Genomic DNA, 20,012 nt, shown 5'->3' with positions numbered 1-20,012 from the left:
CCCCGGGCGGGTTAGGCTTGAGGGTCCCCCCTGTCAGCTCATGAAGGTTCGCGAGATGCCTGTCGAGTCGGTTTTCCCGCAGCTCGAAGCTCTGCTCCCGCACGTGCAGAAGCCGATCCAGTACGTCGGTGGAGAGCTCAATTCCACGGTCAAGCCGTGGGACGAGTGCGACGTCCGCTGGGCGCTCATGTACCCGGACGCGTACGAGGTCGGTCTGCCCAACCAGGGCGTCATGATCCTCTACGAGGTCCTCAACGAGCAGGAAGGGGTCCTCGCCGAGCGCACCTACAGCGTGTGGCCGGACCTGGAGGCGCTGATGCGGGAGCACGGCGTCCCGCAGTTCACGGTCGACAGCCACCGCCCGGTGAAGGCCTTCGACGTGCTCGGCGTCAGCTTCTCCACGGAGCTGGGCTACACGAACATGCTCACCGCGCTGGACCTGGCCGGCATCCCGCTGGAGGCCAGGGACCGCACGGTCGACGACCCGATCGTCCTGGCCGGCGGCCACGCGGCCTTCAACCCGGAGCCGATCGCCGACTTCATCGACGCGGCGGTCATCGGCGACGGCGAGCAGGCCGTGCTGGACATGACCCGGATCATCCGCGAGTGGAAGGCCGAGGGGCGCCCCGGTGGCCGCGAGGAGGTCCTCTTCCGTCTCGCGAAGACCGGCGGGGTCTACGTACCGGCGTTCTACGACGTCGAGTACCTCCCCGACGGCCGTATCGCCCGCGTGGTCCCGAACAAGTCGGGCGTCCCGTGGCGCGTGTCCAAGCACACGGTCATGGACCTGGACGAGTGGCCGTACCCCAAGCAGCCGCTCGTCCCCCTGGCCGAGACGGTCCACGAGCGCATGTCCGTGGAGATCTTCCGCGGCTGCACCCGCGGCTGCCGCTTCTGCCAGGCCGGCATGATCACCCGCCCGGTGCGCGAACGGTCGATCACCGGCATCGGCGAGATGGTCGACAAGGGCCTGAAGGCGACCGGCTTCGAGGAGGTCGGCCTGCTGTCGCTGTCGTCGGCCGACCACTCGGAGATCGGCGACATCGCCAAGGGCCTCGCCGACCGCTACGAGGACGACAAGATCGGCCTGTCGCTCCCCTCCACCCGCGTCGACGCCTTCAACATCGACCTGGCGAACGAACTGACCCGCAACGGCCGCCGCTCCGGCCTCACCTTCGCCCCCGAAGGCGGCTCCGAGCGCATCCGCAAGGTCATCAACAAGATGGTCTCGGAGGAGGACCTGATCCGTACGGTCGCCACGGCCTACGGCAACGGCTGGCGCCAGGTGAAGCTGTACTTCATGTGCGGCCTGCCGACGGAGACCGACGACGACGTCCTGCAGATCGCCGACATGGCGACCCGCGTCATCCAGAAGGGCCGCGAGGTCTCGGGCTCGAACGACATCCGCTGCACGGTCTCGATCGGCGGCTTCGTCCCGAAGCCCCACACCCCCTTCCAGTGGGCCCCGCAGCTGTCCGCCGAGGAGACGGACGAGCGCCTGGCGAAGCTCCGGGACAAGATCCGCGCCGACAAGAAGTACGGCCGCTCCATCGGCTTCCGCTACCACGACGGCAAGCCGGGCATCGTGGAGGGCCTGCTCTCCCGCGGCGACCGCCGCATCGGCGCGGTCATCCGCGCGGTGTACGACGACGGCGGCCGCTTCGACGGCTGGCGCGAGCACTTCTCCTACGACCGCTGGATGCGGTGCGCCGAGAAGGCCCTCGCCCCCTACGGCGTGGACGTCGACTGGTACACCACCCGCGAGCGCACCTACGAGGAGGTCCTGCCCTGGGACCACCTCGACTCCGGCCTGGACAAGGACTGGCTCTGGGAGGACTGGCAGGACGCCCTCGACGAGACGGAGGTCGAGGACTGCCGCTGGACCCCGTGCTTCGACTGCGGGGTGTGCCCCGCCATGGACACGCAGATCCAGGTGGGTCCGACTGGGAAGAAGCTGCTTCCTCTGACGGTCAAGAACGCCGGCCCGGCGCCCGCTTCGTCAGGCCACGCGCACTGACGTGGGCGCGGCACGCGCATCGGGCGAGTGAACCGTCGGTGGTGGTCAGGCCAGTTCACCCACGTTGTCCCGCGCAACCAGGGCGCCATCCGGAACGTCCTCCATCGGTAGGGTTCGGAAGCACGCAGAGCAGCCTGGCGCCGGGCTGTGCGGGACACACGGGGGACGACGGGGATGGGTTACACGATTCCGGGCTGGCTTGATCAGGTTCTGGACTACGTCGGCATCCACTTCCCGAACGTCGATGAGGACGACTACCGCCATATGGCTACGGCGATGCGGGAGTTCGCCGACAAGTTCGAGGGCCACGGCGCGGACGCGCACAAGGCGGTGGAGCAGATCCTCGCCTCGTCCAAGGGGTGGGCCGTGCACTCGATGCAGACCCACTGGAGCCAGGTCAAGGCCGGCCACCTGGACAAGATCCCGGAGCTGGCCCGTCTGTTCGCCGACGCCTGTGACGTGGTCGCGGACGTGATCTTCGGCATGAAGACGAAGGCGGAGGCCGAACTCGCGGTCATGGCGGGCTCGGTGGGCCTGTCGATCGGCGCGGCCTTCCTCACCGGCGGCCTGTCCGCCGTGCTCGGCGCGGCTGAGGTCACGGCCATGCGCCAGTTGGTGAAACGCATCATCGACGAGGCCGCCGACCAGATCGTGAACGAGCTGATCGCCAAGGTCAGCGAGCCGGTCAACGCCAAGCTGGAGGCGATGGTCGAGGACGCGGTGCTGAACCTGGCCAACGACGCCTTCTCCCTGCCTCCCGACCCGGCCGACGCGGGCCCGCACGCCGGTGGCGGTGATGCCGGCGGGCATGGTCACGGTCATGGGCACGGTGGCATGCAGCTGGCCTCGGCGGGCGGGGCGAGCGGCGGCTTCGTGCTGGCCTCGGTGGGCGGTGGCGGCTCAGGCGGCGCGGATCTGTTCATCGACCACGAGGAGTTCGAGAGCGGCGCCGGCAAGGTCTCCTTCCACGGCGGCGAACTGCACCTGAACAGCGCGGCGCCGCTCGGCCGGGCCAAGGGCTTCTTCGGCCGCACCAAGGGCAAGGACCCCTTCACCCGGGCCTTCGACTCGGTCCTGGAAGGCGCGCTGCACGGCTCCGAGAAGGCCCTCGGCAAGATCGCCAAGCACATCACGGAGACCGTGCCGGACCGGGTGAGGGCGGCCTCCCGGCTGCACAAGCACAACGACCTCGACATCCGCAGCAAGATCGACGGTATCGGCCTGGGCGGGCACGGCCACGGCAAGGACGGCGGCGACCATCTCACCGGCTCCGGCTCCCACCTCAAGACCGACGCCCACGACAAGCACGATCCGGACCTGCTGCAGCGCTCCAAGGACGCCCGTGCCCTGGCGAACAAGGAGACCTGCGGCGACCCGATCGACATGGCCACCGGCCAGATGATCCTGGCCCAGACCGACGTCGACCTGCCCGGCATCCTCCCGCTGATCCTCCGCCGCACCCACCTGACCGGCTACACGCACGGCGTCTGCTTCGGCCCGTCCTGGGCCTCCACCCTGGACGAGCGCCTGGAACGCGACCCGGATGCGGACGGTGTGTGGTGGCGCCGCGAGGACGGCTCCAGCCTCTACTACCCGCGCACCCCGGACATCGTCGGCGACCGCGTCGACCCGGTCGCGGGCGAGCGATTGCCGCTGACATACGTGTCGCGGGGCGCCAGGTACTTGCTGGTGGTGCAGGACCCGCACACCGGCCTGACCCGGTATTTCGAACCCGCCGAGGCCACCGAGGGCATGTGGTGGCTGACCAGGTTAGAGGACCGCAACCACAACCACATCATCCTCGAACGCGACGCAAGCGACACCCTGCTGGAGGTCATCCACTCCGGGGGCTACCGGCTGACATCGACCTGTGCCGAGGGCACCGGCCGGGTGACCGCTGTGCACGCCCTGACAGAGGACGGTCCGGTGCGGCTGCGGGGCTATCACTACGACCAGAGCGGAGACCTGGCCGAGGTGGTCAACGCCGTCGACGCGACCACCCGCTTCACCTACGACTCCGCCCATCGCATCACCGGCTGGCGCGACAGCAACGACACCGTCTTCACCTACACCTACGACGACCGGGGCCGGGTCACCGCCACCCAGGGGAGCGGCGGTTTCCTCACCTCCCGTATCGCGTACGGAGATCCGGACGCCGACGGCACCACCACCGTCACCTACACAGACTCCTTGGGCCACGCCACCGTCTACCGCGCCAACGCACGCGGCCAGATCGTCGCGATCATCGATCCGCTCGGGAACGCGACCACCCAGACCTGGGACGACCGGGACAACCTCCTGTCCCGTACCGACCCCCTGGGCCATACCGTGGTCCACCGCTACGACGACGCGGGGCGGCTCGTCTCGGCGGTACGCCCCGACGGCACCGAGACCATCGCAGAATACGGTGAGTTCCCGCAGCCTGTCAGCGTCCGCACTCCCGACGGCAACGTCACCCGGTACACATACGACGAGCGCGGCAACCGCACCTCCATCACCACCCCCGCAGGCCACATCACTCACTTCGCCTACGACGAGGCGGGGCGCCCGACCTCGGTCACCGACCCGCTCGGCAACGTCACCACCATCCGTTGCAACCAGGCGGGCCTGCCCCAGGAGATCACCGATCCGCTCGGCGCGGTCACCCGCCAGACCCATGACGCCCTCGGCCGCCCCGTCACCCGCACGAACCCCACCGGCGCGACGACCCGGCTGGAATGGACGTCCGAGAACCGACTGGCCCGGCGCACTCTGCCGGATGGCACCCGCGAGTCCTGGACCTACGACGGCGAGGGCAACTGCACCACCTACATCGACCCGCTCGGTGGCGAGACGCGTTTCGAGTACACCCACTTCGATCTGCTCACGGCCCGCACGACCCCCGACGGCGTGCGCCACGAGTTCGGTCACGACACCGAGCTGCGCCTCACCCAGGTCACCAACCCCCAGGGCGTCAGCTGGCGTTACATCCACGACGCAGCCGGCCGCCTGGTCATGGAGACGGACTTCGACGACCGTTCGCTCTCCTACCGGCATGACGCCGCGGGTCGGCTTGTCGCCCGGACGAACGCCCTGGGCGAGACCACCGTCTTCCAGCGCAACATGCTGGGCCAGATCGTCCGCAAGGACGCCGCCGGCCAGGTCACCACCTACGCCTACGACGCGAGCGGCCGCCTCGCCGAGGCCACTGGCCCCGACGGTACCCGTCTGTCCATCGCCCGCGACCAGTACGGATTCGTTTGCTCGGAGAGCGTGGACGGCCGCGAACTCCTGTATCACTACGATGGGTTGGGCCGTCGCGTCGGGCGTACAACCCCCACCGGAGCGACCACCACGTGGTCGTACGACGCTGCGGGCCGCCGTACCGGTCTGGTCGCCTCCGGCCGCTCCGTCGACATTTCCTACGACGCTGCGGGCCGCGAACTCATCCGGCACGTCGGTGACTTCCTCACGTTGCGCAACACGTACGACGCGCTGGGCCGACTCGCCACCCAGTCGGCCGTCGGCCGCGACGACCGCATCCTCCAGCGCCGGGCCTACACGTATCGCGGTGACGGCCATCTCGCCGCCCTCGATGACCGGTTGAACGGCTCGCGACACTTCGACCTCGACCCGGCCGGCCGCGTCATCGCCGTCCGTGCCGAGAACTGGACCGAGACCTACGCCTACGACGCCGCCGGCAACCAGACGCAGGCCTCGTGGCCCGCCCTGCACCCCGGCCAGGAGGCCACCGGCGAGCGCGTGTACACCGGCACTCGCATCACCCGCGCCGGAAGCGTCCGCTATGAGCACGACGCGCTGGGGCGGATCATCCTGCGCCAGAAGACCCGGCTGTCGCGCAAGCCGGAGACATGGCGCTACGTGTGGGACGCGGAGGACCGGCTCGTCCAGGTGACCACCCCGGACGGTGCCCGCTGGCGCTACACCTACGACCCGCTGGGCCGTCGCACGGCGAAGCTCCGTCTCGCCGCCGACGGCGACACGGTCGTCGAACGCGTCGACTTCACCTGGGACGGCACGACGCTGTGCGAGCAGACCACGCGTTCCGCCGGCCTGCCGCACCCGGTCACGCTCACCTGGGACCACCAGGGCCTGAGACCGATCGCCCAGACCGAGCGCATCACCGTGGCCGACGCCCCGCAGCAGGAGATCGACTCGCGTTTCTTCGCGATTGTCACCGACCTCGTGGGCTCGCCGCGCGAGCTGGTCGATGAGCAGGGTGACATTGCCTGGCGCACCCGTACCACTCTGTGGGGCACCACCACCTGGAACAAGGACGCCACCACCTACACGCCTCTGCGCTTCCCCGGCCAGTACAGCGACCCCGAGACAGGTCTGCACTACAACTACTTCCGCCACTACGACCCGGAGACCGCCCGTTACCTCACTGCCGATCCCCTGGGCCTCGCCCCCGCACCGAACCCGCAGACCTACGTGCCGAACCCGCAGCGCTGGGCGGATCCACTCGGCCTTGCGCCCGAGTGCGGGGAGAGGGAGTTCTACACGGTCCAGGACCGCGAGAACGCAGCCCGGCTCAGGGCGGACGGAACTCCGTGGCCGACCGACGAGCACCGGGCTCACCTGGGTCCCGGAGTGTATTCGTGGGGCTCACGGGAAGAGGCGGAGCGCTACGCGGAACTCTTGCGAAACCGGCGCGGGGCTGACGTGGAGATCATGCCGTTCCGCGTCAGCGAGTCGGACCTGACCGCCATGAACCAGGCCCACGTGGGCACCATGAGCGACACCGAGATGGACGAATTCATCGATCGCCACAGCATCATGTACGGGCGTGGGGAACCACATGACTACGACTACATCTCCCGTCCCACCAACATGGGAACAGAGCACTACTTCCACTCCCGTGTCTTCGGTCGGCTGAGATTCCTCTGAGGACGGAGAAGAGAGAGACCACACGTGGCATTCACCTACATCTACAAGAGGCGTATCGGCTCGTGGGGGCTTGTCGCCCGCGTTACGCTCGACGTGCAGCCGATCGACGAGCCGCCCAGTGAGGGGCGGAGAATCGACGACTCACACGTCTGGTGGCTGCCGCCACAGGGGATTCCCACGACGGACGAGAGGTGGATGGCGTTCGGCCTCGGACTGGTGGTCGGGCAACTGGACGCTTTGAGAGAGGGCGCCGATGCCCTGCTCGTACGCGTGCGCGACTGGGACGTACCCATGCTCGCGGACTACCAGGAGGAAGTCGCCGCCGCGGCTGTCATCGAGTGCCTGCGGGAGAACTGCGGCATCGACGGCGTCGACATCGGCCTGACCTTCGACCGAGAGACGAATCGCTACGAGTTCACCTGGGACGGTGCGTCGGCGGAGCCGGGCCTGGGTTGATCCGGAGGTCCATGACCACCGCATTATTCCGTTATGAGGCCGTTGCGGTATGCCCGCAGATGGACACGCACATCCAGATTGGCCCGACCGGCAAGAAGCTGCTGCCGCTGACGGTCAAGAACGCGGGTCCGGCGCCGGCTGCGAGTGGTCACTCGCACTGACGTGAGCTGGGCACGCGATCGGGTGTTTGAGGCGTTGGCGGGGGTGGGTGAGGAGGAGTTGTCGGCTGCGTTGGTCGCGGCCGGCGCCTCGCCCCCTCGTCCGTCGGCGCCGCAGGCTTCCTCTCGGACGCCGCTGCCGGACCCTGGAAGTACCCCGTACATCGTTTCCGAGGTGGAGTGGGTCGGAGGTCTGTACGGTCCTTGCGTGACTGCGTGACTGCGTGACTGCGTGACTGCGTGACTGCGTGACTGCGTGACTGTTTGGCTCCGCGGAAGCCTCTGGTTCGGCGGGCGATCGTGCGTGCAGGGCCATCTAGGCTTCCCAACCGTGATCACCACCTTGATGACATATGCCGGTCCGGTCGACGACCAGGCGCTGGCGACACGCACCGGGGGCGTGCCGCTGGTTCCGGCCGGGTTCGTCTGGCCGCAGTGCGGGGCGTGCGCAGGGCCGATGCAGTTCCTCGCGCAGCTGCTGGTCAACGCCTCCCGGACCCAGGGGACCGCGCCGGCGGAGCGCATCCTGTCGATCTTCATGTGCCAGAACGACCCGGGGCTGTGCGACGAGTGGGATCCGGTCGCGGGCGGCAACCGGGCGCTTCTGTTCGCCCGCACCGGACTCACAGCCGCCCCAGTGCCGGCGGAAGGCGAGACACTGCTGCCGGAGACCTGTGGCATCGACTGCACGACGGCCGACACGGCCCCTTACCCCGAGGTGCGCAGTCGCTGGTCACAGGCTCAGGGCCGTCCCTTGCGGGATGTCCTCGGCCAGCTGGGCGGCGCCCCGTCGTGGCTGCAGCACGACGAGACGCCGGCATGCCCATCGTGCGCGGAGCCGATGAGCTTCATGGCCCAACTCGAAGAGGGCCGCGACCACCAGACGGCGATGAACTTCGGCGGAGGAGGCTGCGGATACGCCTTCGCATGCCAGCCGTGCGAGCAAGGCTCGTTCCTGTGGCAATGCTGATCATCGGGCTATCGGCTGAGAGAACCTGAGTGACCACTGAGCCCAAAGTTCGCATAGCGGGGTCAAGGACAATCCCCGGCTGTGCCACTCTCGAAGGCCGGGACTCGCCACAGAAGTGGCACGACCAGCTGGCCCAAGTAGTCAGGCGGCCATGGCGTCGGTGGTAGCTGCCGAATCGGATCCCCATCACGAGACGGCGAGACTCCGGTCGGGTGTTTCGGCGCCGCTCATTCGGAGCAAAACGCCGGACGAAGGGTTGCGCATGGGCAGACTCGAGCCATGGAAGACGCTGCGAGGAGGCCAGCGAAGTCTCGTAGGAGGCGACGCTTCGAGTCTGTGCACAAGTGGTCCGCGACGGCTGCTGCTGTTGGCGCCCTGGCCATTTCGCTCTACAACTTCGCCGTACTGCAGCGGCAACCTACTCTTGATGTGACCCTTCCTCACCTAATTCGCCTCGAAAAAAACGGCAACGAGGTTGGGCTCTACGTGCAGCCAACAGTCGCCACCAGGTTCAGGAGTGACAATGTTGCAGTGATCCGCGACGCGCGTTTGCAGCTCACCCCTACTGATTCGATCTCTTCGTCGAAGAGGCCAGCTTTTTATTGGCGGGAGAGCGACACATGGGCATACAACCCGAGTTCAGGCACAGTTGATCCTACTTGGAGTAGTGATCCCGCTCCATTCATCGTTAGCCAGGACAAACCCCAACAGCCATCATTCATGTTCCTGGCCAGCAACTGGATGTACCGGGCAGGCCGATACGAAGCATCCCTTGAGCTGCTCGGCTCAGTGGGGCGCGCGCCATTGATCAAGAGGTTCTGTCTGATCATTTCACAGGCAGCTGTGAAGGAGCTGACAAACCCGCAGCCACCGAGCCAAAATATTCGCTTCTTCCGCAACGACCTGCCCAAGTTCGCCTCTTCTGGCGATTCCGCAAGCTGTTATCGGAGGGACACGGACTGAAGCCCGTGCTCGCACGTCGGCTCGGCGACCATGCATGGACACGCACATCCAGATCGGCCCGACCGGCAAGAAGCTGCTGCCGCTCACCGTGGTGAACAAGTAGCCGACGGCGAGGGGCTCCTCGGCGGCCGAGGAGCCCCTCGCGCGGTTCAGCGTGCCGTTGTCGGTGCGGAAGAGGGTGTCGGCAGGGGGCTGATGCCTGGTTCGAAGTGTGTGCGGAGATAGATGCGGGTGCGGTTCGGGGCGTACTCGTGTGCGTACAGACTGGTGCAGTCGGCGTCCGGGGTGTCGTACGGATCGGTGGTGAGGGCGCCCGGAGTGCCGGCGGGCTCGTCGTCGGTGCCGGGGCAGACGTCGCCGTACCGTGTGCCGTCCTTGAACGTCTCGGGTTCCGGCAGCCCGAAGTGGGTGAAGTCCGACGGAGGTGTGTCGGGCTGGGCCGCCGTCGGCGTCAGCCACGTGCCGGACGGGTGGTGCTTCGCGAGGTAGGCCTCGGCCTCGGACCTGGTCAGGGTGAAGGTGAGGAGGCCGGTGTCGAAGCGGGACGTGACCTTGTAGGCGGCCTGAGCGGACCGGGCTGTGGCCGGGACGTCGAGTCCCATGTGCTCGCTCATCCACTCGGGCGTGATCCCCTCGGCCCACCGCGTGTCCGCCCCCCTGTCGGCCGCCCGGTCAGCGCCGCCGCCGAGGAGCGATCCCGCGGCGACCACGGCGCCGGTCACGGTCAGCGCGGCGGTGGTCAGGCCTGCCACGAGCCACCCTCGTCGGCGACCACGGCCGCTGCCGTCGTCCCCGACGGGGGCCTCGGGAGTCCCGTAGCGGGAAGAGCCGTTCACCGGACCGCCGTCCTGCTCGTCTTCGTGGTGCCGGACAGCGCTGGTGCCCGGCGAGCGGCCACACATGGCGTTCACGGGTACACCGCTGCCAGACCAGTGTTTCACCGTCGAAGCATCCGGGAGCCGGAGGCCGCCACAAGGATCGCGGCGACGGTGACAAGGCCGACGAGCACGGTGACGGTGGGCCAGATCCTGAGCGCGCCGGCGGTGAGGAGCGGCGGGATGGTCATCCCGGCGTAGGCGATGAGGAAGATGCCGGCGAGGGCCTCGCCGCGGCGCTCCGCGTCCGCGACCGCGGCGACGGTGCCGAGGGCGGCTCGGAACAGGATGCCGATCCCCGCGCCCGCGACCCCGCCGCCGACGAGGAAGAGCGCAAGGGAGGCGACGACGGCGGCGACGCCGATGCTCACGAGCCCGAGCGCGGCGAGTGCGATGGCCAGCCCGATCTGTGGGCGCGTCGCCAGCCGCACGGTGAGGATCTGCGCGAGGGCCGCCGCCATGAAGACGACGAAGGGCGACAGACCGGCGAGCAGGTGTGAATGCAGCCCGAGGAGACCGACGAGGAAGGTCGAGGACAGTCCCATGAAGGTGCCGAACACGGTGAACGCCCCGAACGCCGCCGCTCCGGCCGCCCAGAACGCGCTCCTCCCCGCCGCCGGCACCGCGACGCGCTGCGGGCGGTAGGCGGGGCGCTCCTCACGGCGCTCCACCGTCTCGGGGACGAAGGCGACCAGGATCCCTTCGACGGCCAGGAGGACGGCGAAGGCCGCGTAGGGGGTGATGAGCGGTCGCGTGGACCAGGTCGCGATGAGCCCGCCGATCAGAGGGCCGAGGCCGATGCCGCCGAGGTTCGCGAAGGTCGACACGAGGGCGACGCGGCCTTTGGCGTGGCGGGCGGTCGCACCGAGTTCGGAGAGGTGCGCGGTCGCCGTGGCGGTGAGGATGCCGATGCCGAGTCCGCTGACGAAGCGGGCGGTGATGAGGCCGGCGACGTCGTTCCGGACGAGGAAGAGGAGCGCGGCGAGCAGGTTGATGAGCAGCGAGCCGAGGATCACGCGTCGGCGTCCCAGCCAGTCGGAGACGTGGCCCGCGAGATACAGGCTCAGCATGACCCCGACCGCGTAGGCGCCGAAGATGACGGTGAGGACGATCGTCGGGAAGCCGTCGCGCTGCTGGTAGATCGCGTAGAGGGGGGTCGGGATGGCGCAGAACGCGAGCTGGGTGCCGAAGGCGAGCGCGATGATCCAGAACCCCGCCCCATGGGGAAGTCGTTCGCCGGCTGGGGTCCGGGCCGGAGCGGCAGTGGTCGTCATTCCTCCATGCTCGGCACCGCATGTCATCGCGTCCAACGCATACTCTTGGTCACTGTCATCGATGTGAACGATGAAGCCGGCAAGACAGAGAGGCCCGGCAGACAGAGACGCCGGGAGACGGAGAGGCCGGGAGGCAGGGCGTTGGAAACCCGACTGGTCCAGTACGCGATCGCGGTCGCCGACGAGCTGAGCTTCACCCGTGCCGCGCAACGCGTCTACGCGGCGCAGTCGACCGTCTCCGCCGGCGTTCGGGCGCTGGAACGAGAGCTCGGCACCGCGCTCTTCGAGCGAGACCAGCGAGGGGTGCGGATCACCGCCGCCGGAGAGGCGGTGCTGCCCGCGCTTCGCGCGCTCGCCGACGCCGAGGCGCGCGCCCGCACCGCGGCCGACCCCCGAGGCGAACTGCGGGGCGAACTGCGCATCGGGGTGTTCTCCAGCGTGAGCTACCTCGCGATCCCGCGCGTCATCGGCGCCTTTCACCGCGCACACCCGCTCGTCGACCTCCGGCTGCGCGCGTCGTCGTCCGGCTCGGCGGAGCTCGCCGACGCGGTGCGGCGGGGGCGGCTCGATCTCAGCCTGTACGGGCTCCCATCGGCCACCGCGGGCCCGGGGCTCGCCGTGCACCGGCTCGCCACAACGCCCTACGCGGTCCTCCTCCCGGCCGGCCACGAGCTGGCCTCGCGCGCGCGACTGGCGCTGGAGGACCTCGCGGACGAGCGCTTCGTGGACGCGCCCGTCGGTTTCGGCAACCGGGACGTCCTCGACGCCGCGCTCGGCGCGCGCGGGGTGGTGCGCGACGTCGTGGTCGAGGCGACCGAGACCAGCTCGATCCCGGTCTTCGTCGCCAGCGGCCTCGGCATCGCGCTGCTTCCCGAGCTGCTGATCCCGCCGAGCGAAGACATCGTGGTCGTCCCTTTGCACGAGCGCATCAGCTGGGAGTTCAACGTCGTGACGCGGACCTCGACCGGGGAAGCCACCGCTGCTCTGCTCCAGCAGTTGCTCGCGGCCTATTGACCCCTGTTCCCGGCGCGTTGTCTTGCTCGCGCGGTGGGGCGCTGTTACCCCTTGGGCACCCGACTCCAGGGAGCACGCCGTGCCTCACGAGCCCTCTCTTGCCGCTCCTTCCCGTTCAGCTGTCCGGTCGTTCGTGTGCGCCTTCGCAGCCGTCGCCCTCGTGGCGCTCACCGCCGCCACACGTCCCCCCGACGCGGATGCCCGGACGGCGGTGGATCCGGCCGCCGTCGTCCGCGAGTGGAACGCCGTCGCCACCGACACGATCACGGCCAGTCTCGGCCCACGCCCCTCCGGGCAGGCGGCGATCTGGGAGGGGTTCGTCTCCGTCGCCGTGTACAACGCCGTGGTGGGGATCGAAGGCCGTTACGCCCTGTACAAATGGCATGAGCGCGGTCCGGCCGGGGCGTCCTCCGCGGCGGCCGCCGCCACCGCGGCCCACGACGTGCTGCTCACCTACTTCCCGGCCTTCGAGCAGCGGCTCGACACCGCCTACGCCGACTCGCTCGCCGCCGTCCCGGCCGGCCGGGCCAGAGACCGGGGCGTCGAGTACGGAAGACGTGCCGCCGCCCGTGTCGTCGAACTACGGGAAGGGGACGGCAGGTTCGCGGACGTTCCGTTCACCGCTTCCCCGGCACCGGGGGTCTGGCGGCCCACACCGCCCGCGTTCCAGCCCTTCATCGACACCTGGCTCGCCAGGCTCCGACCCCTGCTGCTCGTCTCCCCGCGGCAGTTCCGCCCCGGCGGACCGCCCGCCCTGTCCTCGGCCGCCTACGCCCGGGACATCCGGGAACTGAAGGCCATGGGTGCGAAGACCGGCTCGGGCAGGAGCGCGCGGCAGACCGAGACCGCCCTCTTCTTCAGCGGCAACCTGATCGGACAGGTCCAGGCAGCGGTACGGGACCACGCCGCCCGGCACCGGCTCGGCATCGCCGAGACGGCCCGGCTGTTCGCGGCGGTGAACGCGTCGGCGACCGACGCAGTCGTCACCGCGTGGGACTCCAAGCTCCACTACGGCACCTGGCGGCCGATCACCGCGATCCGCCTCGCCGACACCGACGGCAATCCCGCGACGACGGCGGACCCGGCCTGGGAGCCGCTGCTGCCCACCCCGCCGCACCCGGACTACCTCGCCGGGCACACGACCGTCGCCGGTGCCGTGGCACGCGCCCTGACCGGTGTGCTCGGCACGTCGCGCATCGATCTCCGGGTCCGCTCCGAGGTCACCGGCACCACGCGGTTCTACGGGTCGGCCGACGCCTTCGACCGGGACGTCGTCGACGCCCGTGTGTGGGGCGGCGTCCACTCGCGCACGGCGGATGTGGCCGGCTGCCGGGCCGGCACCCGCGTGGCCGCCTGGGCGCTGGACCACTACTTCCGGCCGCTCGCCGGGGCCGGCACCCGGTCGCGCCCGCCGAGGCCGGCCGAGCCGGTGTGCGGCGGCGGCACGGGCTGACCCCCCGACGGTGCGGCGGCGAGCCTCCTCCCACCGGGAGGAGGCTCGGGTGCGGTGGGGCCGCGCTAGCCGTTGACGACGTCCGGGGTCGGGGAGTGCTGGAGGACCCAGGGGTTGGTACAGGTCAGGATGGGATGGCTCGGCGGCGGGGGCGGTGAGGTGGTTTCCGAGCAGGTCGTCTCCCAGACCTGCCCGCCGGTGGTCAGTACGTCGATCTTGACACTGTTCGGGCCGTTGCTGTGCTCGTTGATGGCGACGCCGCAGGCCGTGCTCGGATAGTTGGGCAGGTTGCTCAGGTCGGTCCACAGGAAGCCGGGCACGGCACCGCTGACGTCCCGGATGCCGGCGTAGGTCCGGCCGCCGGTGAGCGCGGCCCGTAGTTCGTAGTCGTTGTTGAACTGGACCGCGTCGATGTCGGAGCACGGCCCGGCAGGGCCGGTGGAGCCGGTCGGTCCGGTGGGGCCGGTCGGACCCGTGGAGCCGGTCGGTCCGGTGGCGCCCGTGGGGCCGGCGGGGCCGGTCGGACCCGTGGGCCCGGTCGTCGGGCACGAGCCGTTGTCGCCGCCGTTGGCGGTCGTGGCGGGGGCCTTCGGATCGTGGTGGGGGTGGTCGTCGCACCCCTCGCCGCCCGCCGCGCGGGCCGTGGCGGCCGCCTGGACGCTCATGCCGTGTGCCGCCGCGGCGGCGGGGCTGGCCACTCCGGCGGCGAGGACCAGGGCGAGCGAGGCCAGCATCCCGGCCTTCCTGACCCCGTCCCGGGCCAGCGGACCGAGCGGGGACGTCCTGCGGTCAGGACTCATAGTCGTGCTCCTTGACTCGAAGCGGTCCGGGCGGGGCCCGGACTCTTGTCCGGGGGAGATCCCGGACTCCAGTGCGAGCGTGACCCGAACTTTCGAGACCGGCCGATTCGTACGAGCCAAAAGGGGCCTCTTATCCCCAGGTCGGGCGAATCCATGCCGTCTGATGGGTCATTGTTCACGGTCTGTCACCCGTTCGCTCCGCGGAGCGGCCGTTCGGGGCTCCCGGGCACGGGGTCCGCGCGTGGGGCGGCGGCCCGGCGAGGGGCATGTGCCACATTGGCCGCCGTGAAGCCGCAGACCCTGTGCCTGTGCATGATCGTCAAGAACGAGTCCCTCGTCATCGAGCGCTGTCTCGCGTCGGTACGACCCCTCATCGACACCTGGGTCATCTCCGACACCGGGTCCACGGACGGCACCCAGGAACTGATCCGCAAGGTGCTGGACGGCATCCCCGGCGAACTCGTCGAGGAGGAGTGGGTCGACTTCGGGCACAACCGCACCGCCAACATCCGCCGCGCCCGCGGCAGGGCCGACTACCTGCTCACCCTGGACGCCGACCACGTACTGCGCCAGGACGCCCCGCTGCCGAGGCTCACCGCGACGTCGTACATGCTGCGCTACGACACTCCCGGCACCCAGCACCGGTTCAAGCACCTCATGCGCGGCGACCTGGAGTGGCGCTACGAGGGCGTCACCCACGAGTACCCGTGCACCGACGCGCCCGACACCCAGGAGAACCTCGACGCGCTGGTCGTCGAGGACCACGCCGACGGCGGCTGCCGCGCCGAGAAGTTCGAGCGCGACGCCCGGTTGCTGCGCCGCGAACTCGACCGCGACCCGGACAACCCGCGCACCGTCTTCTACCTGGCCAACACCGAACGCGACCTCGGACACGCCGGGGAGGCCGTCGCCCTCTACGAACGCCGCGCCGCGATGGGCGGCTGGCCCGAGGAGGTCTACGTCTCCCTGCTGGAGTCCGGGATCCTGCGGGCGGAGCGCACCGACGACTGGCCCGGGGCGATGGACGCGTTCAGCAGGGCCTGGGAGGCGCGGCCCCAACGCCTCGAAGCGTGCTACGAGTTGGCGTCCCGGCTGCGCGCCAGGGGCAGGTACCGCACCGCGCACGCCCTCCTCTCCCAGGTGATCGGCAGTCCGGAGCCCGACGACGTGCTCTTCACCCGGCCCTGGGTGTACCGGTGGGGGCTGCTGTTCGAGTTCTCCCTCACCGCCCACTGGGTCGGCGACCACGCCGCCGCCGTACGCGCCTGCGACCTGCTGCTCGCCCGGCCGGACCTGCCGGAGGCCATCCGCCAACAGGTCATCGCCAACCGGCAGTTCTCGGCGCCGCACGCCCCCTCCGCCCCCGGGCGCCGGCAGCGGCCCGGCCGGGGCCGCAAGAGGTGACGCGCCGCCGGGCAGCGGGTCGGACAACTCCCGTGCGGCGCCCGGCCGGTACCGCTCGCCGTCCGGGCCGGTGATCAGCAGCGGTGCGGTGATCCGGCCGGCGACGGGCGTGAGGTCGTACCGGGACACCTCGGCCAGCAGGGCGAACGGCGACTGGACGCGGTGGCCGCGGGCGACCGCCGGGGCGCCGAGCAGCGTCCAGGCGGAACTGATCGGCGGCGCGCAGCCAGCCGTCCCGCGCGCTCACCACCCGCCCCGGCGGTGAACCACCTCTCCGCGTCACCGTCCGCCACGGCGGAGGCGGACGGCCGGCCACCCGGAGCGCACGACGGGCGGCGGGCGCTCTCCCGGCGGCACGATAGGAGGAAGAAGGGGGGTGGCCGCGCGAACCGACGGGAGGCCTCCCATGGCGCAGCAGACGGCGACGAAAGCCCCGGTCAGGAAGCCCGTCAGCACCGGTGGCGTCTTCTTCTCGTTCGCCCCCTGGATCATCTTCGGCGTGGTCGCCAGTCCCAGCACCTGGGAGTACGCGGCCCTCGCCGCGCTGGTCGCCTCGGTCGTCCTGTCGGCGCAGGACATGCTCCACGGCACGCTCCGCGTCCTCGACGTGACCGGCATCGTGTTCTTCGCCGTGCTCTCGGTCCTGGCGCTGGCGCTGGACCGCGGGGAACTGGCCTGGCTGGAGACGTACGCGCAGGTCATCTCGAACGGGCTGGTGGCCGTCGTGGCACTCGGCTCGCTGCTCACCGACCCCTTCACCGCTCAGTACGCCCGTGAGCAGACGCCCCGGGAGTTCTGGGACTCGCCCGTCTTCCGGCACATCAACCGGGTGCTGACGGCGCTGTGGGGGGCGGCCTTCGCCCTGATGACGGTCTCCACCTGGCTGGCCGTCCGGTACCCGGCCCAGGACGACTGGTTCAACTGGGTCGTCCCCATCGCTCTGCTGGTCCTCGCCGTGAAGTTCACGCAGCGCTATCCGGAGTCGTACAAAGCGCGCGTGACCTGACCGGATCCGAACGGGCGGCCCGCGCGTCTACGCCTGTATGGACCTCCAGAAGCCGCCGCCCGCGTCCCACCAGCCCGAAGGGTGCCTCGTCGTCGCCGTCCGCCTCCCGGTGCGGATCGTCGTCCTGGTGCTGGTCGTGCCGGTGCGGATGGTGTGGGACGCGCTCGTCGTCGCCGGGCGGTTTCTGCGGGACACCGTGCTCAGGCCGCTCGGGCGGGCCCTGCTGTGGGCCGGCCGGGCCGTGTTCGTGTGGCCGTTCGTGGGCCTGTGGCGGTACGTCCTGGTGCCCGCCGGCCGGGCCCTCGCCTGGCTCGGCACCGTCCTCCTGGTCGTCCCGGCCGTGTGGTGCCACCGCCACGTCCTCACGCCCGTCGGGCACGCCCTGGCCCGGCTGGCGTACGGGGCCGGCGCCGGGCTCGCGTGGGTGTACGCGCGCGTGCTCACCCCGGTCGGGCACGCGGTGGCCTGGCTGCTGAAGGGTGTCGGCGCGGTCCTGGCCGCCCTCGGGGCGGGGGTGTTCACGGCCGTCGCGTGGCTGCTGCGGTACCTGCTGGCCGTACCCGCGCGGTGGCTGTACACCTGGGTGCTCGCACCCGTCGGCCGGGCCGTCGTCCGGTGCGCTCGGGGAGTGGGACGGGTGCTGGGGCTGGTCGTCACCGGTGCCGGTCTGGCCCTGTACTGGACCGGGCGTGTCCTGTTCGTGCTGCCGGCGCTCGCGGTGTGGCGCTGGGTGCTCGCACCCGTGGGACGGTTCCTCGCCGTCGTCGCGCGCGAGGTGGGCGAGGCCCTCGGCCACGCCTGGCGGGTCGCCGGCCGGATCTCCCTGGCGGTCGGGCGCGCGCTGGGGACCCTCTTCCGGTGGATCTTCGTGGAGCCGGTGCGCTGGGTGTACCGGACCGTCCTCACCCCGGTCGGGCACCTCGTGCGGGACGCCGTCCTGCGGCCCGTCGCCGCGGGCCTGCGCGCGGTGGGCCGGGTCGCGCGGGAGGCGCTGGCCACGGCCCGGGACACCGTGCGGCAGGCCCGCGCCGACGTCCGCCGGATGCTGTTCGGCGAGCCCCGGCAGCCGGTCGCGGTGGACCGGCGGGAACCCGTGGCCCGCGACACACGTACTCTTGGTAGGAGTACGACCGCTCTCACGAAGGACTAGGACACTGGGCAAGCGACAGCCCGAAGGCCCGCCGCCCGCACCCGCGGTGCAGCGCATCAGACTGCGCTACACCAAGCGCGGCCGCCTGAGGTTCACCAGCCACCGAGACTTCCAGCGCGCCTTCGAGCGTGCGCTGCGCCGCGCCGAGGTGCCCATGGCGTACTCGGCCGGGTTCACGCCGCATCCGAAGGTGTCGTACGCCAATGCCGCACCCACCGGCACGGGCAGTGAGGCGGAGTACCTGGAGATCGCGCTCACCGAAGCGCGCGATCCCGAGACCCTGCGCGTCCTCCTCGACGAGTCGCTGCCCGCCGGGCTCGATGTGATCGAGGCGGTCGAGGCGCGGACCTCCGGCCTCGCCGACCGGCTGACGGCCTCCGTCTGGGAGCTGCGGCTGGACGGTGTCGACCCGGCCGACGCCGAGCGCGCGGTCGAGGCCTTCACGAAGGCCGGCACCGTCGAGGTGCAGCGGTTGACCAAGAACGGCGTCCGGACCTTCGACGCCCGCCCGGCCGTGGTGAGCCTGGAGGCGCACGGTGCGACGGGTGATAGGCCGACCGACCAGCCCTGTGCGATACTGCGGCTGGTTGTTCGGCACGTGACGCCTGCCGTACGACCCGACGACGTCCTGTCCGGTCTCCGCGCCGTGGCCGACCTGGCGCCGCCGGTCCCCGCAGCGGTGACCAGGCTGGCGCAGGGGCTGTTCGATGAAGAGACCGGCACGGTGACCGACCCGCTCGCGCCCGACCGCGAGGCTGCCGGGGCCCTGACGGCCCAGCCGGCCGCCGCCGCGACGGCGCCGGAAGGTCCCGCGTAGGGACGGACGTCGTAGCGCCGCCCTCGTACTCGGGAGCCACCTGGGTCGGGCAGCGCACCGACCAGAAGACTTTCGCCAGGCCGTACCGACAAGGCGTACGGAACCGGCGAGACAGGACACAGAGTGCTCCCGTGCGGCGCCCGCGCCCCGGACGGCGGCCATCGCGCATCGCGCGGGCCGCGGACGTCAACGGCGGACGGTCCCTTGAGGCCGGCGCCGGACCAGGTGCGGCGCCCGGGAGCCTGACGGGAGAAACGCCCGCATGCTCGAACCGACCGAACCCAACGAGGGTTCCGAACTGAACACTCCCAGCGACACCCTGCCGCCGCGCAGGCGTCGCCGTGCCGCCTCTCGCCCGGCGGGCCCGCCCGCCGCGGCGGCGGAGGCGCCCACGGAGGTCACCGTGCCGGCCATACCGGCCGCGGAGGCCGACGAGGTCACCGAGGTGACGGAGGACGTCACCGAGACCGGTGCGGCCGAAGGGACCGAAGAGGCCGCTGCCGAAGAGGCCGCCGCCCCCGCCGAGGAGGCGGCTCCCGCGCGACCGCGCCGCCGGGCCACCCGCCGGGCGTCCGCGCCCGCCGGTTCGCCCGTGTCCGCCGAGGCCGCCGAGGCCGCCGACTTCACGGTGCTGTCCGTCCCCTCGCAGACCCTGCGCGCCAACCTCGCCGCCTGGACCGGGCTGCTGGCCCCCGGCACCGTCCTGGTCTCCCTGATGAAGGGGGTCGAACTCGGCACCACCATGCGGATGAGCGAGGTCATCGC

Annotated in this window: 15 protein-coding genes and 1 pseudogene; 13 read left to right on the top strand and 3 right to left on the bottom strand. The window is 70.7% G+C overall.

Translation table 11 applies throughout. From position 1 onward, the window contains the following. Nucleotides 1–55 precede the first annotated feature (55 nt). From ABZV94_RS07765 to ABZV94_RS07740, 6 genes are all read left to right on the top strand, one after another. Nucleotides 56–2,017, top strand: coding sequence for a TIGR03960 family B12-binding radical SAM protein (locus ABZV94_RS07765; RefSeq protein WP_356338290.1), 1,962 nt, complete (start codon nucleotides 56–58; stop codon nucleotides 2,015–2,017). Nucleotides 2,018–2,191: 174 nt separating this feature from the next. Then, the gene (locus ABZV94_RS07760) at nucleotides 2,192–6,907 is read left to right on the top strand and encodes a DUF6531 domain-containing protein (RefSeq protein ID WP_356338288.1); all 4,716 of its coding nucleotides are present in this window, start codon (nucleotides 2,192–2,194) and stop codon (nucleotides 6,905–6,907) included. A 24-nt stretch (nucleotides 6,908–6,931) separates the two neighbouring features. Next, on the top strand, nucleotides 6,932–7,363 hold the full coding sequence (locus ABZV94_RS07755; protein ID WP_356338286.1) for a hypothetical protein: 432 nt from the start codon (nucleotides 6,932–6,934) through the stop codon (nucleotides 7,361–7,363). An 11-nt stretch (nucleotides 7,364–7,374) separates the two neighbouring features. Further along, entirely contained in the window at nucleotides 7,375–7,524 is a 150-nt protein-coding gene (locus ABZV94_RS07750) for a hypothetical protein (protein WP_356338284.1), read from the top strand. Between the two features lie 328 nt (nucleotides 7,525–7,852). Beyond that, complete coding sequence (locus ABZV94_RS07745; RefSeq protein WP_356338283.1) at nucleotides 7,853–8,491, top strand: DUF1963 domain-containing protein; 639 nt, start codon at nucleotides 7,853–7,855, stop codon at nucleotides 8,489–8,491. Nucleotides 8,492–8,827: 336 nt separating this feature from the next. Beyond that, complete coding sequence (locus ABZV94_RS07740) at nucleotides 8,828–9,454, top strand: hypothetical protein (protein WP_356338281.1); 627 nt, start codon at nucleotides 8,828–8,830, stop codon at nucleotides 9,452–9,454. 149 nt (nucleotides 9,455–9,603) lie between these two features. On the opposite strand, the gene ABZV94_RS07735 is transcribed toward ABZV94_RS07740, so the two are convergent. Together ABZV94_RS07735 and ABZV94_RS07730 are read right to left on the bottom strand one after the other, a co-directional pair. Continuing rightward, nucleotides 9,604–10,206 (bottom strand): hypothetical protein, encoded by a 603-nt coding sequence (locus tag ABZV94_RS07735; RefSeq protein WP_356338279.1) that lies wholly within the window; start codon nucleotides 10,204–10,206, stop codon nucleotides 9,604–9,606. 185 nt (nucleotides 10,207–10,391) lie between these two features. Then, nucleotides 10,392–11,603, bottom strand: coding sequence for an MFS transporter (locus tag ABZV94_RS07730; RefSeq protein ID WP_356338277.1), 1,212 nt, complete (start codon nucleotides 11,601–11,603; stop codon nucleotides 10,392–10,394). Between the two features lie 141 nt (nucleotides 11,604–11,744). Between ABZV94_RS07730 and ABZV94_RS07725 the strand changes: the two genes are divergently transcribed. Together ABZV94_RS07725 and ABZV94_RS07720 are read left to right on the top strand one after the other, a co-directional pair. Next, nucleotides 11,745–12,617, top strand: coding sequence for a LysR substrate-binding domain-containing protein (locus ABZV94_RS07725; protein ID WP_356338275.1), 873 nt, complete (start codon nucleotides 11,745–11,747; stop codon nucleotides 12,615–12,617). A gap of 133 nt (nucleotides 12,618–12,750) precedes the next feature. Further along, the gene (locus ABZV94_RS07720; RefSeq protein WP_356338273.1) at nucleotides 12,751–14,070 is read left to right on the top strand and encodes a vanadium-dependent haloperoxidase; all 1,320 of its coding nucleotides are present in this window, start codon (nucleotides 12,751–12,753) and stop codon (nucleotides 14,068–14,070) included. Nucleotides 14,071–14,135: 65 nt separating this feature from the next. On the opposite strand, the gene ABZV94_RS07715 is transcribed toward ABZV94_RS07720, so the two are convergent. After that, the gene (locus ABZV94_RS07715; protein ID WP_356338271.1) at nucleotides 14,136–14,870 is read right to left on the bottom strand and encodes a hypothetical protein; all 735 of its coding nucleotides are present in this window, start codon (nucleotides 14,868–14,870) and stop codon (nucleotides 14,136–14,138) included. Nucleotides 14,871–15,155: 285 nt separating this feature from the next. Here ABZV94_RS07715 and ABZV94_RS07710 point away from each other — a divergent pair, with 285 nt between their 5' ends. The 5 genes and pseudogenes from ABZV94_RS07710 to ABZV94_RS07690 all read left to right on the top strand — a co-directional run. Beyond that, nucleotides 15,156–16,274: a glycosyltransferase gene (locus ABZV94_RS07710; RefSeq protein ID WP_356338269.1), complete on the top strand. Its 1,119-nt coding sequence runs from the start codon at nucleotides 15,156–15,158 to the stop codon at nucleotides 16,272–16,274. 406 nt (nucleotides 16,275–16,680) lie between these two features. Continuing rightward, complete coding sequence (locus tag ABZV94_RS07705; protein WP_356338267.1) at nucleotides 16,681–17,280, top strand: hypothetical protein; 600 nt, start codon at nucleotides 16,681–16,683, stop codon at nucleotides 17,278–17,280. Nucleotides 17,281–17,317: 37 nt separating this feature from the next. Further along, complete coding sequence (locus ABZV94_RS07700) at nucleotides 17,318–18,430, top strand: hypothetical protein (RefSeq protein WP_356338265.1); 1,113 nt, start codon at nucleotides 17,318–17,320, stop codon at nucleotides 18,428–18,430. A 46-nt stretch (nucleotides 18,431–18,476) separates the two neighbouring features. Continuing rightward, nucleotides 18,477–19,247, top strand: coding sequence for a TIGR03936 family radical SAM-associated protein (locus tag ABZV94_RS07695; RefSeq protein WP_356338263.1), 771 nt, complete (start codon nucleotides 18,477–18,479; stop codon nucleotides 19,245–19,247). A 262-nt stretch (nucleotides 19,248–19,509) separates the two neighbouring features. Continuing rightward, nucleotides 19,510–20,012, top strand: a pseudogene (locus tag ABZV94_RS07690) (hypothetical protein); the annotation flags it as partial.

It is taken from the genome of Streptomyces sp. NPDC004658, assembly GCF_040609555.1.
GTDB lineage: Bacteria > Actinomycetota > Actinomycetes > Streptomycetales > Streptomycetaceae > Streptomyces.
The sequence above is the reverse complement of the archived record's forward strand: the minus strand, read 5'-3'. Positions and strand labels throughout refer to the sequence as shown.

Bases quoted from the DNA above. Each gene is read 5' to 3' on its own strand.
- ABZV94_RS07765 (WP_356338290.1), top strand. From the start codon at position 56: ATGCCTGTCGAGTCGGTTTTCCCGCAGCTCGAAGCTCTGCTCCCGCAC.
- ABZV94_RS07760 (WP_356338288.1), top strand. From the start codon at position 2,192: ATGGGTTACACGATTCCGGGCTGGCTTGATCAGGTTCTGGACTACGTC.
- ABZV94_RS07750 (WP_356338284.1), top strand. From the start codon at position 7,375: ATGACCACCGCATTATTCCGTTATGAGGCCGTTGCGGTATGCCCGCAG.
- ABZV94_RS07730 (WP_356338277.1), bottom strand. From the start codon at position 11,603: ATGACGACCACTGCCGCTCCGGCCCGGACCCCAGCCGGCGAACGACTT.
- ABZV94_RS07715 (WP_356338271.1), bottom strand. From the start codon at position 14,870: ATGAGTCCTGACCGCAGGACGTCCCCGCTCGGTCCGCTGGCCCGGGAC.
- ABZV94_RS07705 (WP_356338267.1), top strand. From the start codon at position 16,681: ATGGCGCAGCAGACGGCGACGAAAGCCCCGGTCAGGAAGCCCGTCAGC.
- ABZV94_RS07700 (WP_356338265.1), top strand. From the start codon at position 17,318: ATGGACCTCCAGAAGCCGCCGCCCGCGTCCCACCAGCCCGAAGGGTGC.